Source organism: Actinokineospora sp. NBRC 105648 (assembly GCF_030269645.1).
GTDB lineage: Bacteria > Actinomycetota > Actinomycetes > Mycobacteriales > Pseudonocardiaceae > Actinokineospora.
This window is the reverse complement of record NZ_BSTR01000001.1, coordinates 65,548-79,564: the sequence shown is the minus strand read 5'-3', so window position 1 is coordinate 79,564 and position 14,017 is coordinate 65,548. Positions and strand designations below refer to the sequence as shown.

Genomic DNA, 14,017 nt, shown 5'->3' with positions numbered 1-14,017 from the left:
CGGGTGCCCCACCCCCGCACACGACCACTGATTGGCGGTACCGCGCGTGACCGGTCTGCTGGAAACCGGACCTGAGCAGCAACAGAGCCTCGGGACCACGGCGGCCAGAAAACTGGCCACCACCACCAAGTCCGTCCCGCAGATGCAGGAGATCACCTCCCGCTGGCTGCTGCGCATGCTGCCCTGGGTCGAGGCCCAGGGCGCGGTGTACCGGGTGAACCGCAGGCTCAGCTACACCCTCGGCGACGGCCGGGTCACCTTCACCAACACCGGCGCCGACGTGCAGGTGGTCGCCCAGGAGCTGCGCGAGCTGGCGCTGCTGCGCGGGCTGGAGGACGCCGAGGCGCTGGCCGAGCTGGCCCGCCGGTTCACCCAGCGCGAGTTCGCCGCGGGCGAGACGATCGTGCGCGGTGGCGAGGCCGCCGACGAGGTCCACCTGATCGCGCACGGCAAGGTCACCACCTACACCACGGGCCACTACGGCGACGACGCGGCGCTGGCGATCCTGGCCGACGGCGAGTTCTTCGGCGACCGCGGCCTGGTCGAGTCCGACGCCACCTGGGACTTCACCGCCAAGGCGACCACCCAGGTGATCCTGCTGTCGCTGTCGCGCTCGGAGTTCCTCTCCCTGCAGGAGCGCTCGGCCGCGCTGCGCGCGCACGTCGAGGCGTTCCGCGCGCAGCCCAAGGCGCGGCAGAACAAGCACGGCGAGGCCGAGATCGCGCTCGCCTCCGGCCACCAGGGCGAGCACGAGCTGCCGGGTACCTTCGTCGACTACGACCAGGCCCCGCGCGAGTACGAGCTCAGCGTCGCGCAGACCCTGCTCAAGATCCACTCGCGGGTCGCCGACCTGTACAACGAGCCGATGGACCAGGTCGAGCAGCAGCTCCGGCTGACCATCGAGGCGCTGCGCGAGCGCCAGGAGCACGAGCTGGTCAACAACCGGGACTTCGGGCTGCTGCACCAGGCCGACCTGCGCCAGCGCATCCACACCCGCGAGGGCGCGCCCAGCCCGGACGACCTCGACGAGCTGCTCTCCCGTCGGCGCGGGTCCAAGTTCTTCCTCGCCCACCCGCGGGCCATCGCCGCCTTCGGCCGCGAGTGCACCAAGCGCGGGCTCTACCCGCCCACCACCGAGGTGCAGGGCAGGCAGGTCCAGGCGTGGCGCGGGGTGCCGCTGCTGCCCTGCGACAAGATCCCGATCAGCGACACCAACCTCACCTCGATCCTGGTGCTGCGCACCGGCGAGTCCGACCAGGGCGTGATCGGCCTGCACCAGACCGGGATCCCGGACGAGTACCAGCCCGGCCTCTCGGTGCGGTTCACCGGCATCAACGAGCGCGCGATCATCTCCTACCTGGTCAGCACCTACTACAGCGCCGCCGTACTGGTGCCCGACGCCCTCGGCGTGCTGGAGAGCGTGCAGATCTGATCCCCGGCACCCCGCCGCCGCGCTCGCGGCGGCGGGCCCACCGGTCCGTCCACACCCCACTATCCCCAGGACCGGACACATGCACTCCAACCGCTCCGCCATCCGCCTTCCCGACGCCCGGCGCCCCGGAGAACCACCGCACCCTGGAAGGGAACCCGACGTGACGCCGACCGCCGAAGCGCCCGCAGCCCCCCGCTCGGCCCGGGATGTGCTGGCACAGGCCAGGAACCTGTTCGACCCGGCGCTGCGCGCGGCCGTCGACACCCTCCCGGAGTCGATGCGCGCCATCGCGGGCTACCACTTCGGCTGGTGGGACGAGCACGGCGCGCCCGCGGCGGCCGACAGCGGCAAGGCGATCCGCCCGGCCCTGGTGCTCGTCGCCGCCGAGGCGGTGGGCGGCGACCCGAGCGACGCGCTGTCCGCGGCCGTGGCGGTGGAGCTGGTGCACAACTTCACGCTGCTGCACGACGACGTGATGGACGGCGACCGCACCCGGCGGCACCGCCCCACCGCGTGGAGCGTCTTCGGCTTGGGCGCGGCCATCCTGGCGGGCGACGCGCTGCTGACCCTCGCCTACGACGTGCTGGCCACCACCGGCCACCCGTGCGCGCAGGAGGGCGCCCGGGTGCTGTCCGCGGCGGTGCTCGCGGTGCAGGACGGGCAGGCCGCCGACCTGGCCTTCGAGAAGCGCGCCGACGTCAGCCTGGCCGAGTGCCTGCGGATGGCCGAGGGCAAGACCGGCGCGCTGCTGGGCTGCTCCACCGGGATCGGCGCGCTGTTCGGCGGCGGCACCCCGGAGCGGGTCGGACACCTGCGCTCGTTCGGCGAGCGGCTCGGCCTCGCCTTCCAGCTCGTCGACGACCTGCTGGGCATCTGGGGCGACCCGGCGGCCACCGGCAAACCGGTCTACTCCGACCTGGGCAACCGCAAGAAGTCGCTGCCCGTGGTGGCCGCGCTGGCCACCGACACCGCCGCCGCCCACGAGCTGCGCGCGCTCTACCGGGGCACGGCACCGCTGTCGCACCCCGAACTGGTGCGCGCGGCCGAGCTCATCGAGCAGGCGGGCGGCCGGTCCTGGACCCAGACCCGCGCCGACGAGCTGCTCGCCGACGCCCTCGACCACCTCGAGGCCGCCCACCCGCAGCCGCGCGCCGGGGGCGAGCTGACCGCGATCGCCCGCCTGTCCACCAGCCGCGACCACTGAGGTCACCGTCGAAGCAGCCGCCTCACCATCGACTCGCCCCACCGGACGCCCGTCCGCCTGTCGAGCACACCGAGGAGACCCGACCCGATGACCACGCTGGGACCGACCGACCCGCTGCCCCCGGGCACCGTGCTCGTCGCCGACGAGCTGCGCGGCTTGGGCGGTCCCGACGTCGGCTGCCCGGCGGCGACCCTGATCGAGGGCGAACTGCGCAGGCAAGGCGTCCCCAGCGTGCGCGGCGTACTGGACGTCGCGGTCGACCGGACCAACACCGACGCCACCTGGTCCACCGTCGGCGACACCGGCTTGGGCGTGGTCGTGCGCCACGGCGACCACAAGGCACGACTGGCGGCCCGCTCGGCGGTCAGCGCCTGGGTGGCGGTCAGCGGCCCGCGCTCGGTGGTCCTGGCGGCACCGCGCTCGTTCTGCGCGGGCGTCGAACGCGCGGTCCAGGTGGTGGAGCGGGCGTTGGACCGGCAAGACGAGCCGGTGTACGTGCGCAAGCAGATCGTGCACAACACCCACGTGGTCGCCGACCTGGAAGCACGCGGCGCAGTGTTCGTGGACGAACTCGATGCGGTACCCGATCAGTCCACTGTGGTCTTCTCGGCACACGGCGTCTCCCCAGCGGTCCGCACCGACGCGGCGGCACGCGGGATGGCCGTCATCGACGCCACCTGCCCCCTGGTCACCAAGGTCCACGCCGAAGCACGCAGGTTCGCGGGCCGAGGCGACACAGTGATCCTCATCGGACACGCGGGCCACGAAGAGGTCGAGGGAACACTGGGCGAGGTACCGGACCGCACCGTGCTCGTGGAGTCGGTCGCCGATGTGGCGACAGTGGACATCCCCGACCCCACAAGGGTTTCCTACCTGACCCAGACCACCCTGGCGGTCGACGAGACCACGGACATCATCGACGCCCTGCACGCCAGGTTCCCGGCACTGCGCGGCCCCGGCTCCGACGACATCTGCTACGCCACCACCAACCGCCAGGACTCACTGCGCGCCGTGGCAGCGGTATCAGACCTGGTACTGGTGGTCGGCTCCACCAATTCCTCGAACTCACTGCGTTTGGTCGAGTTGTCAAAGCGACAGGGCACCAAGGCATTCCTGATCGACGACGTCCGCGACATACGCCCACAATGGCTCGCAGGCACGAAGACCATCGGCCTGACCGCTGGGGCTTCGGCACCGCCACACCTGGTGGACGAGGTAATCGCGACGCTGCGCGGGCTTGGACCGGTGGAGGTCTCAGAGCACGAGACCGCACGGGAAACCATCCAGTTCACCCTGCCCTCCCCAGTACGCCACACTTCCTAGCCACCACACCCCAAGCCCTAATCCAACCGCGCAGCCCCAGCACGTGCCCTCTGCCCTCTGCCCTTGCCCTTGCCCTTGCCCTTGCCCTCAATCCCTAATTCCCAAGCCCCACGGAACGCAACACCCGTTACGGATGTGCTCGATCTGGCGGACTCCCTTTGTGTGGGGGAGGAGTGCCGCTAACCTTGACCTGGTGGTGGGGATGCCCTTCACCCCACGCTTTTTCCCCACAGCGGTGCTCTAGGGGCCCCGCGCAAAGGGAGTTCGCCAGATCGAGCCTGCGTCTTAGTCGGGCAACCCGTATGAGCTACGCCCAGTCGAGGACGGCGAGCAACGCCGTGTGTACCCGAGTAAGAGCGGGCTCGATTCAGTGAACTCACTTCGTGCGGGGCCCCTAGAGCACCGCGGTGGTGAAAAAAGGGCGGGTGAAGGGCATCCCCACCACACGGCAAGTTTAGCGGTACTCCTCCCCCACACGAAGTGAGTCCACTGAATCGAGCACTGGCGTAGCGGGTGTTGCGTGGCATAGGGCTTGAGAATTAGAGAGTGAACAGCAAGGGCAAGGCAACATGTCGGGGCGGCGTGGTGCAGTGCGGTGCGGTCTAGAGCGGGGGTGGGGTGTTGCGGCTGGTGACCGAGAGGCGGTTGAAGGCGTTGATCACGGTGATCGCCCAGATCAGCTGTGTCAGTTCCGCCTCCGAGAACTCCTTGGCGGCTGCCTCGTAGACGTCGTCCGGCACCCTGGTCTCCGCGAGCAGGGTCACCGACTCCGTCAGTGCCAGTGCGGCTTCCTCCCGTGCCGTGAAGAAGCCGCTCTCCCGGAAGGCCGGGAGGGCGTGGATGCGGCGGATGTCTTCGCCCAGCTTCGATGCCGCTGTGCTGTGCATGTCAATGCAGAAGGCGCAGCCGTTGATCTGGGAGGCGCGGATCTTGACCAGTTCGATGAGCTTCTGGTCCAGTCCGGCCGCCACGGCCTCGTGTTCCACGGCGGTGTGCAGGGCGATCAGCTTCTTGTACAGCTCCGGCGCGGCCGGGATGGCGGCGACTCGTTGCGTTGTCACAGTGGGGATCTCCTCACGTCCAGCGTCCGGTACCGAAGGTATCGTGCCCGCCGGTGATCATGGTGCGCAGTTCCATCCGGCGGACCTTCCCGGTGCCGGTGCGGGGGATCTGCTCCCACGGCACCACCACGGGGTCGGCCAGGGCAGGTAGGTCGTGCAGTGCGTGCTGCCAGGAGAACGGGTCCAGTGCTCCGTCGGCGGTGACGACCACCGGCACTGGCAGCCTGCCCGGAGTGGGTAGGACGACGCACTCCAGGACCTGGGGAACCCGGTCCTGGAGCACGTCTTCCAGTTCCACGCAGCTCTGGCCGGGCAGCACGTCCACCTCGCGGTCGAGCAGCAGGTACGAGCCCGTCCGCGTGCGCACGCCCAGGTCGCCGGTGTTCCACCACGCACCGGTGAGCTTGGCTTCCCAGCGGTCGTGTTCGCCCAGGTAGTCGAGGCAGCGGGTGGGGGTGTGGATGAGCACCAGGCCCGGGGTGCCGCGTCGGACCGGTTCGAACGTGCGCGGGTCGACCACGCGCAGCCTGGTGCGGAAGGGGATGGGGCGGCCGAGGTCGCGGGTGGTCGGGTGCCGTTGCTCGCGCTCGGCCAGCGCGCGGCGGGTGAGGAAGCGGAACGTCATCGGGCCGGTCTCGGTCTGCCCCCACACCTGCGCCCACACCGGTCGCCTGCGCGTCGCGGCCAGGAAGGCGCGGACCGTCGGTGGGTGCACGGCGTCGAAGGTGCTGATGAACAGCCGCACGCGGCGGAACGGGTTGCTCGGTTGGTCGGCCATCGGTTGCCAGCGCACGTAGGTCGAGGGCAGCGCCTCCAGCGTGGTCGGCGGGTACGCGCGCAGCACCCGCTCGGCCACGACCGGGTCCGGTGAGTCGATCACCACGACCTCGCTCGGGGCCAGCCACAGGACGCTGGCCGTCCACGGGATCGCCCGGCCGTGGCTGTAGGCGATGGCCGAGCAGACCGTGTCCCGCTTGCGGCTGGACACGATCGGCAGCCGGGTCGACTCCGCGCCCGCCAGCCCCAGCACGAGCGTGCGGTTGGAGTGCACCACCAGCTTGGGCACGCCGGTGGTGCCCGAGGTGTGGTTGACCACCAGCGGCTCGTCGTCGTCGCGGTGGACCGGGGGCGGCGGCTCGTGGCCGTGCAGCCGCTCGATGTTGATCGTGCCCGGGTAGCGGCCCTCCAGGGTGAGCGTCTGGCGGGCGTGGCCGAGCAGGTCGCACCCGTGCTCGCGGGCGTTGTCCAGCACCGACCGGGTCGTGATCAGCAGCGCCGGGTCGAGCCGCTTGAGCAGCACCTGCAGCGCCTCGGGGGCCACGTGGTCCGACAGCAGCGCGGGCACCGCGCCGACCCGCACGGCGGCGCAGGCGAGCAGCACGTAGTCCCAGTGGTTCGGCTTGACCACGGCCACCCGGTCGCCCGGGCGCACCCCGGCGGCGTGCAGCCAGCCCGCGAGGTTGCGCACCAGCGCCGCCAGCGCGGGCAGGTCGTAGCTGGTGCCGTAGTCCGGTGCCACGTCCAGCGGCCTGCTCAGCCGCACGACGGTGCGCACCCGGCGCTCCACCAGGTCGTCGAACAGGGTCCCCAGGTCGCGTGGCCCGCTCATCAGCCGTCCTTCCGCCCGGTCACCGTGACCATCACCTGCGAGAGCCACCGGCGCCCGGGATCGGCCAGGTCGGCGACCGCGCCATCGATGTCTACATCGGACACCCCATCCGCCGCCACCATCGCCGGTCGCAGGTGCTCGAGCCAGAGCGCGAACCAGCGGCCCTCCGGGGTCCCGCCCGCGACCACCTCGGCGCGCCCCTCGGCCCGCACGTCGTGGAGCCCGGCGGCCAGGGCGAGCTCGACGTCGAGCAGGCCGCAGCGGGCGTGGTAGCCGGAGTCGATCATCACCGCGTAGGCCGCGGCCTTCACCGCGGGCTGCAGCGGGCCGTCGGCGGTGCTGAACAGCGACGCGGTGTCGGTGTCCTCCAGCACCAGGTGACCCCCCGGGCGCAGCATGGCCACCATCCGGCGGACGGCCGCCGCGCGGTCGCCGACGTGCTGCACGACCAGCCGGGCGTGCACCAGGTCGTAGGTCTGCTCGGGCACCTCGCCCACGCTGATGTCCGACTCGCACACCGCCACCCCCAGGGCGCGCAGCCGGTTCAGCCGGGAGGTGTCGATGTCCACCGCGGTGACCGCGGCACCGCGCCCGGCCATCCACGCCGCGATGGACCCGCGGCCGGCGCCGACCTCCAGGCAGCGCTTGCCCGGGCCGACGCCGAGCGCGTCGAGCCGGGCGATGGTGCCCGGGTCCCAGAGCCGCTCGCCGAGGGTGAGCCGCTCCTCCTCGCGCTCGAAGGCGGTGCCGAACACGTAGCGGGCGACAGCGATCTCAGGCACCGGCCACCGCCAGGTCGGCGCCCGCGAGCCGGTCCGCGACGACCTCGGCCGAGCGCACCGCCGACTCGCTGCTGGGCCGCAGGGCGTACCAGTCGCCCGCGTACTCGACCGCCGCCGCTGGGCGCCGGACGAACTCCGGGCGCAGCGCCAGCGCGGCCGGGGTGGGCATCGGCAGACCGTGCGGGAAGCGCAGGACCACGGTCGCGCGCAGGGTCGCCGCCAAGCCCGGGACGTAGCGCTCGGCCTGGGTGAGCAGCGTGCGGGCGATCTCGTCGTCGGAGGCGGACAGCAGCTCACCGGTGACTCCGGGCGCCGAGACCAGGGTGAGCATGCCGCGCCGGGCGGGCGCGCGGCCCGGGTGCTTGCGGTCGTCGAACACCACGCCCGCGAGCACCGGGTTCTCCACCGCGGGCACGGCCAGCGCGAACGAGCGCCCGAGGCCCTCCAGCGGCCGGTCGAGCAGGCAGATCACCTTGGCCATCGGCCGGAACTCGCAGCGCCGCACGTACTCCGGCGCCCCCGGGTGCAGCCGCGCGGCGACCGGCGCGGGCACCGCCAACACCACCGTGCGCGCGGTCAGGGACGCGCCGTCGATGGTGATCCGCGCGCCGGACCCGGTGGTGGTCACCTCCCGCACGGCGACGCCGGTGCTCACGTCCAGGCGGGCGGCGAGCAGCCGGGCGATGGTGTCCATGCCGTCGCGGTACGTGCGGAACGTCTTGGTGGCGCCCACCGCGAGCAGGTGGCTCAGCAGCGGCCCGGCGCACGCGCGCTCGGTGTCCCAGCCGAAGAACCCGCCGCTCAACGGCTGGAGCAGGTAGTCGTGCACACCGCCGCGGGCGATCTCGGCCACCGTGCGCCCGCCCATCGGCGTGCCCTCCGGGGTGTCCGGGTCGTAGGCCCGCCTGCGCAGCGCGGCGGCACCGAGCAGCTTGGCCAGCTCGACCCGGTCGGACAGCGACAGCCCGGCGCCCTCGGCCAGCCCGCGCGGGTCGCCGACGTGCGGGCGCGGGCGCCCCTCCCGCCACACCGCGAGGTCGGCACCGATCAGCGGGACCTCCACATCGGACAGACCGAACTCGCGGATCAGCCGCCAGGTGGCCGGGTAGCCGGTGGTGCCGATCATCTCGGCGCCGGTGTCGATCAGGTAGCCGTCCCGGCGCAGGCTGGTCATCCGGCCGCCGATCTGGTCGGCGGCCTCGAACACGTGCACCGAGCGGCCCCGCGCGCGCAGCCGGTGGGCCAGCGCCAGGCCCGCGATCCCGGCTCCGACAACGGCGACGTCGAGATCTGCGCTCACGAACCGGCTCCCAGCACGATGATCAGGTTGACCGCGACCAGGCTCGCGGTGGTGACGCGGTGCGCGCGCAGGCCGAGCAGCCGGGCGCCGAGCAGGTCGCCCAGGCCGACGCCGCGGCGCAGCTGCGCCAGCCGCAGCAGCATGGTGGGCGAGAGGGCCAGCGCGAACCACCACGGGGCGGCGCCGAGCCCGGCCGCGCTGGTGATCAGGCCCGCCTCGGCCACCGACAGCCCGGCGATGAACAGCCGGTTGGCCCGCGCGGAGAGCAGGACGGCGGCGGTGGGCCTACCCACGGCCGCGTCGCCCTCGATGTCGCGGGTGTTCGAGTAGACCCCGAACAGCAGCGGCCCGAGTCCGAACAGGACGGCCTGGACCAGTGCGAACCCGCTCATCCCGCCGGTGCCCAGACCGAGTCCGACGAGCACCAGCCCGGCGCCGAAACCGGCCAGGAACACCTCCTGCCAGCCGCGGTAGCTGATCTTGAGGCCCCACGAGTACTGCACCGCGGCGGCCAGGCACACCGCGGCCAGCAGCACCGTCCACAGTGGAGCGCCAGCGACCAGCACCGCCAGCGCCCAGAGCAGCGCGCCCGCGACCGTGGCCAGCCAGCCGAAGCGGACCGCCTCCGCCTCGGCGAGCTCCCCGGTGAGCAGCGGCTTGCGGGCCAGCCTGCGGGCGGGCGAGTCCGGGCCGTAGTTGGCCGCGTCGCTGCCGTCGCGGTAGCCGGTGACGTCGTCGAAGGCGACCGCGCCCGCCACCACCGACACCGTGCCCGGCCCGAAGATCGCCAGCAGGCCCAGCGCCGCGGGCGTGAACCCGGCCAGCGACCAGGCCAGCGGCAGCGCCAGGTAGTAGTCCCACACGTCGAGCTTGGCCAGGCGCGCGTAGGCGCCCAGCTTGCCGGGCGCGGCGGTCAGCCGCAGCGGCACCGTCATCGCGGTCCTCCGGGGAAGTCGCAGACCGCGTCGGCGATGTGCTCGACCTGGGCGTCGGTCAGGTGCGGGTAGATCGGCAGCGCCAGCGTCCTGGCGCTGGCCAGCTCGGCGTGCGGCCAGTACTGGCCGGGCCGGGCGAAGCGGGCGAACGCGGGCTGGCTGGGCAGCGGCGCCGGGTAGTAGACGTGGCTGCCCACCCCGCGGGTGAGCAGGTGGGCCTTGAGCGCGTCGCGGCGCTCGGCCAGCAGCGAGTACACGTAGAAGCAGCGGCCGTCACGCCCCGGCGGGGGTGGCTGCACACCGCGCTCGACCAGCGGGGTGAACCGCTCGGTGTAGTAGTCGGCGATCTCGGCGCGGCGGGCCAGCCGCCCGGCCAGCCCGGGCAGCCGGTGCAGCTGGAACTCGGCCACCAGCTCGTCGAACCGGCTGTTGTAGCCGACCAGGTGGTGCACGAACCGGGCGCGCCCGTCCTGGCCGTGGTTGCGCAGCATCCGCACGGTCCGGCCGAGCTCGGCGTCGTCGGTGACCACCGCGCCGCCCTCGCCGACCGTGCCGAAGGTCTTGACCTGGACGAAGGAGTACACGCCCGCGTCGCCCCAGCGCCCGGCCGGGACCCCGCCGAGCACCCCGCCCTGGGCCACCGCGGAGTCCTCGACCAGCCGCACGTCGTGGCGCCGGGCCAGCTCGCGCATGGTGGGCATGTCGGCCATCACCGAGAACATGTGCGCGGGCATGACCGCCGCGGTGCGCGCGGTGATCGCCCGCGCGACCTCGTAGGGCTCGACGACCATCGTCCACGGGTGCACGTCGGCGAACACCGGGACCGCGCCGACCGAGACCACCGAGGAGGCCAGCGGCGCGCAGCCGAAGGCGGGCACCACGACCTCGTCACCGGGCCCGATGTCCATGGCGCGCAACACGAGCGTGAGCGCGGAGGTGCCGCTGGAGCAGGCGATGACCTCGGCCGCGCCGGTCTCGGCGCGCAGCGCGTCCTCGAACTGCGCGGTGCGCTCGCCGAGGATGAACTTCTGCGACGGTGAGAGACCGGTGCGCCGGACGATGTCGAGCAGCGCGTCGCGCTCGTTGTCGAACAGGTCGGGCGGGAAGAACGGGAGCGTCACGAGGCGGCACCGCCGTAGAAGGCGCGGACCAGCGCGCACACCCTGTCCACTTGCGACTCCAGCAGGTCCGGGTAGAGCGGCAGCGCGACGGCCCGCGCGCAGGCGGCCTCGGCGTGCGGGAACTCCCCGCGCCGGTGGCCGAGGTCGGCGAAGCAGGGCTGCAGGTGCAGCGGCACCGGGTAGTAGGTCTCGGTGCCGACACCGTGCGCGGCCAGGTACTCGACGAGGGCGTCGCGGTGCTCGACCTCGACGAGGTAGACGTAGAACACCGGGTCGGTGTCGACCTCGCGCTCGACCGCGGTGGGCAGCCTGCGCACCCCGGGGCAGCCGCGCAGCCGCTCGGTGTAGGCGGCCGCAAGCTCGGCCCGCCGGGCGATGTCGGCGTCCAGCCTGCCGAGCTTGGCCAGCAGCACCGCGGCCTGCAGGTCGTCCATCTTGGAGTTGACCCCGGGCAGCGCGGTCTCGTTGGAGATGCCCGGGAAGTGGTCCAGGGTGCGGCCGAACCGGCCGTGGTGGCGCAGCGCGGCGGCGGTCTCGGCGACCCGGTCGTCGTTGGTGATCACCGCGCCCGCGTCGCCGAGCGCGCCGAGGGTCTTGGTGGGGAAGAACGAGAGCACCCCGCCCGCGCCGTGCAGCCCGGCGTGCACGCCGTCCCAGCGCATGCCGATCGCCTCGGCGCTGTCCTCGACCACGGTCAGCGCGTGCCGCTGGGCCACCTCCGCTATCCCCGCCAGGTCGGCGAGCTGGCAGAACAGGTGCACCGGCATGACCATCCGGGTCGCGGGCGTGACCGCGGCGGCGGCGGCGCCCGGGTCCAGGCCGTAGGTGAGCGGGTCGATGTCGGCGAACGCGGGCCGCCCGCCCGCCAGGACCACCGAGGACGCCGAGGCCACGAAGCTGAACGCGGGCACCACGACCTCGTCACCGGGCTCCAGCCCGGCCGCGCGCAGCAGCAGCACCAGCGCGTCGGTGCCGGAGTTGACCCCCACCACGTGCGCGGCGCCGAGCCGCTCGGCCAGCGCCCGCTCCAGCTCGGCCACCAGCGGGCCGTGCGAGAACTTGCCGCGGTGCAGCACCGTGGTGACGTTGGTCGCGATGGCGGGCCACAGCTCGGCGAAACTGCTCGCCTGGCTGAAGAAGGGCACCGCCCGGCCGCTGTGGTCGGCGGTGCCGGGATCCGCGAGTGCCGCGGCGTGCTCCATGCCTGTCCCTCCGGTCGGGCGTCGCCACACCGCGCCCCGCGGCGGTGCCCACCCGACCGCGGTCCAAACTAGGCGGTGCGGAACCGTTGTGTGTCAACGCAATCAAAAGATCACACGGTCGTGTGGCCGTCGGCGACCGGCGTTGACACGGTGCGCACGCCCCGGCCAGGGTTGGCCCGGTTCCGGGGGTCCACGCGGTTTCAGGAGGCACGCCACCCATGCTGGGCACGCTCGTCGTGGGACTCGGCCGGTCCGGGGCCGGGCTGCACCTGCCCGTGCTGCGCAAGCTCGGCTACGGCAGCGGCCGCTCGTTCGGCAGACCGCCGATCACCGTCTACGACCCGCGCCGCGCCGTCCCGGACGCCCCCGACGTGGTCACCGCGAGCTCGCTGGCGCAGGCCGCCGCGCTCACCGACCCCGAGCGCACCGTCGTGCACCTGTGCACCGGCCCGTCGGCCCGGCTGCGCCCGCTCACCGAGCTGGCCGACCTGGGCTTCCGCCGGATCCTGCTGGAGAAGCCGCTGGCCGCCGACGAGGTGGAGCTGCGCGAGGTGCTCCGGCTGCGCGAGCTGGCCCGGCTCGACCTGGTGCCGGTCGCGCAGTGGCGGGCCAGCGAGCTGACCAACCGGATCCTGGGCGTGCTGCACGGCGGGCGGCTCGGCGCGCTGCGGTCGGTGGCCTTCACCCAGAGCAAGCCGCGCTTCGCCCGCACGCTCGCGGGCGACGACCACCAGAGCGCCTTCGACGTGGAGGTGCCGCACTCGCTGGCCGTGGCGCTGCTGCTGGCCGGTCCCGCCGAGGTCACCGCCGCGGGCTGCGCCGACATGCTGCTCGGCGACGCGGTGTTCCCGTCGCTGGGCCGGGCCTGGCTGCGGCTGCGGCACGCGGGCGGCACCCGCACCGACATCCGCACCGACCTGACCGCCCCGGTCCGCGAGCGCCGGATCACCGTGGAGCTGGAGGCGGGCACGCTGGTCGGGCACTACCCGATCAGCGCCATCGACGAGTACGCCCAGCTCTCGGTGCGCACGCACGGCGGCAAGGTCGACTCGGTGTTCCGCGACGACTCGCTCACCGCGTTCATCGCCCGGGCCTACCGGCACTTCGCCGGCGAGGAGCCGCTGGCCGACGAGCCCGCCGCCGGGATCGCCGCGGTGCGGCTGCTGGCCCAGGCCAAGCGCCGCTCCGGGCTGCGCGTCCCGGTCGGGGCCGACCGGTGACCGTGCTCGCCGGGATCGGCGACGAGGCGGGCCCGGCGCTGGCCGACCAGGTCGCCGCGATCGCCCGGCTGGGCTGGTCGGCGATCGAGCTGCGCACCGTCGACGGCGTGCCGGTCGCCGAGCTGGACGACCACGAGTTCGCCCGGGTGGCCGAGACGCTGGCCGAGCTGGGGCTGCGCACGGTGTGCGTGGACTCGCGCATCGGCGACTGGTCGAGCGCGATCACCGGCGACTTCGGCCGCGACCTCGACGAGCTGCGGGTCCTCGCGACGCGCTGCGCCCGGCTGGGCACCCGGTACCTGCGGGTGATGTCCTACCCCAACGACGGGCTGCACGCCGACGAGTGGGAGCACCGGGTGCTGCGCCGGATGCGCGAGCTGGCCCAGCGCGCCGAGCAGGCGGACCTGGTGCTGCTGCACGAGAACTGCGCGGGCTGGGCGGGCCGGGACGCCGGGCACGCGCTGCGGATGCTGGAGGAGGCCGACAGCCCGGCCCTGCGGCTGCTGTTCGACACCGGGAACGGCCTGGCGTACGGGTACTCCGCCGTGGCGCAGCTCGCCGAGCTGGTCGAGCACGTCGCGCACGTGCACGTCAAGGACGGCGTGCCAGGCGCCTACGGACCACAGTGGACACTGCCGGGCGAGGGCGCGGCCGACGTCGAGGGCTGCCTGGCCCTGTTGTCCGCGCACGGCTACCAGGGCGCGCTCTCGATCGAGCCGCACCTGGGGCTGCGCCCGCACGAGGACGAGCGCGGCCCCGGCTCGGCCGAGGCGTTCACCGCCGCCGGGCGCGCGCTCGAGGCCCTGCTCGCCACCGCGGGCCGGTGAC

Annotated in this window: 12 protein-coding genes; 5 read left to right on the top strand and 7 right to left on the bottom strand. The window is 73.3% G+C overall.

Annotated features, from left to right (window positions below; all coding sequences use genetic code 11):
* Positions 1 to 46: 46 nt before the first annotated feature.
* The 3 genes from QSK30_RS00365 (at position 47) to ispH (ending at position 3,959) form a co-directional block, all read left to right on the top strand.
* Positions 47 to 1,432, top strand: a complete 1,386-nt coding sequence (locus QSK30_RS00365) for a family 2B encapsulin nanocompartment shell protein (protein WP_285498689.1) — start codon at positions 47 to 49, stop codon at positions 1,430 to 1,432.
* 160 nt (positions 1,433 to 1,592) lie between these two features.
* Entirely contained in the window at positions 1,593 to 2,636 is a 1,044-nt protein-coding gene (locus QSK30_RS00360) for a family 2 encapsulin nanocompartment cargo protein polyprenyl transferase (RefSeq protein ID WP_285498688.1), read from the top strand.
* Positions 2,637 to 2,723: 87 nt separating this feature from the next.
* Complete coding sequence (gene ispH, locus QSK30_RS00355; RefSeq protein ID WP_285498687.1) at positions 2,724 to 3,959, top strand: 4-hydroxy-3-methylbut-2-enyl diphosphate reductase; 1,236 nt, start codon at positions 2,724 to 2,726, stop codon at positions 3,957 to 3,959.
* 602 nt (positions 3,960 to 4,561) lie between these two features.
* Here ispH and QSK30_RS00350 read toward each other — a convergent pair.
* The 7 genes from QSK30_RS00350 to QSK30_RS00320 are packed head-to-tail and all read right to left on the bottom strand — an operon-like array spanning position 4,562 to position 11,969.
* Entirely contained in the window at positions 4,562 to 5,020 is a 459-nt protein-coding gene (locus QSK30_RS00350) for a carboxymuconolactone decarboxylase family protein (protein ID WP_285498686.1), read from the bottom strand.
* A gap of 13 nt (positions 5,021 to 5,033) precedes the next feature.
* On the bottom strand, positions 5,034 to 6,629 hold the full coding sequence (locus tag QSK30_RS00345) for a class I adenylate-forming enzyme family protein (RefSeq protein WP_285498685.1): 1,596 nt from the start codon (positions 6,627 to 6,629) through the stop codon (positions 5,034 to 5,036).
* Positions 6,629 to 7,411 carry a class I SAM-dependent methyltransferase gene (locus QSK30_RS00340; RefSeq protein WP_285498684.1) on the bottom strand — a complete coding sequence of 261 codons (783 nt, stop codon included), beginning with the start codon at positions 7,409 to 7,411 and terminating at the stop codon, positions 6,629 to 6,631. The genes QSK30_RS00345 and QSK30_RS00340 overlap by 1 nt, the downstream gene beginning before the upstream one ends.
* The gene (locus QSK30_RS00335; RefSeq protein ID WP_285498683.1) at positions 7,404 to 8,711 is read right to left on the bottom strand and encodes a protoporphyrinogen/coproporphyrinogen oxidase; all 1,308 of its coding nucleotides are present in this window, start codon (positions 8,709 to 8,711) and stop codon (positions 7,404 to 7,406) included. The genes QSK30_RS00340 and QSK30_RS00335 overlap by 8 nt, the downstream gene beginning before the upstream one ends.
* Positions 8,708 to 9,646: a UbiA family prenyltransferase gene (locus QSK30_RS00330; protein WP_285498682.1), complete on the bottom strand. Its 939-nt coding sequence runs from the start codon at positions 9,644 to 9,646 to the stop codon at positions 8,708 to 8,710. Before QSK30_RS00330 ends, QSK30_RS00335 begins: the two co-directional genes overlap by 4 nt.
* On the bottom strand, positions 9,643 to 10,767 hold the full coding sequence (locus tag QSK30_RS00325; protein WP_285498681.1) for a DegT/DnrJ/EryC1/StrS family aminotransferase: 1,125 nt from the start codon (positions 10,765 to 10,767) through the stop codon (positions 9,643 to 9,645). Before QSK30_RS00325 ends, QSK30_RS00330 begins: the two co-directional genes overlap by 4 nt.
* Positions 10,764 to 11,969, bottom strand: a complete 1,206-nt coding sequence (locus QSK30_RS00320) for a DegT/DnrJ/EryC1/StrS family aminotransferase (protein WP_285498680.1) — start codon at positions 11,967 to 11,969, stop codon at positions 10,764 to 10,766. Before QSK30_RS00320 ends, QSK30_RS00325 begins: the two co-directional genes overlap by 4 nt.
* A 218-nt stretch (positions 11,970 to 12,187) precedes the next feature.
* On the opposite strand from QSK30_RS00320, the gene QSK30_RS00315 reads away from it, so the two are divergent.
* Together QSK30_RS00315 and QSK30_RS00310 are read left to right on the top strand one after the other, a co-directional pair.
* Positions 12,188 to 13,189, top strand: coding sequence for a Gfo/Idh/MocA family oxidoreductase (locus QSK30_RS00315; protein WP_285498679.1), 1,002 nt, complete (start codon positions 12,188 to 12,190; stop codon positions 13,187 to 13,189).
* On the top strand, positions 13,186 to 14,016 hold the full coding sequence (locus QSK30_RS00310) for a sugar phosphate isomerase/epimerase family protein (protein ID WP_285498678.1): 831 nt from the start codon (positions 13,186 to 13,188) through the stop codon (positions 14,014 to 14,016). The genes QSK30_RS00315 and QSK30_RS00310 overlap by 4 nt, the downstream gene beginning before the upstream one ends.
* Position 14,017 lies beyond the last annotated feature (1 nt).

Bases quoted from the DNA above. Each gene is read 5' to 3' on its own strand.
- ispH (WP_285498687.1), top strand. From the start codon at position 2,724: ATGACCACGCTGGGACCGACCGACCCGCTGCCCCCGGGCACCGTGCTC.
- QSK30_RS00345 (WP_285498685.1), bottom strand. From the start codon at position 6,629: ATGAGCGGGCCACGCGACCTGGGGACCCTGTTCGACGACCTGGTGGAG.
- QSK30_RS00330 (WP_285498682.1), bottom strand. From the start codon at position 9,646: ATGACGGTGCCGCTGCGGCTGACCGCCGCGCCCGGCAAGCTGGGCGCC.
- QSK30_RS00320 (WP_285498680.1), bottom strand. From the start codon at position 11,969: ATGGAGCACGCCGCGGCACTCGCGGATCCCGGCACCGCCGACCACAGC.
- QSK30_RS00315 (WP_285498679.1), top strand. From the start codon at position 12,188: ATGCTGGGCACGCTCGTCGTGGGACTCGGCCGGTCCGGGGCCGGGCTG.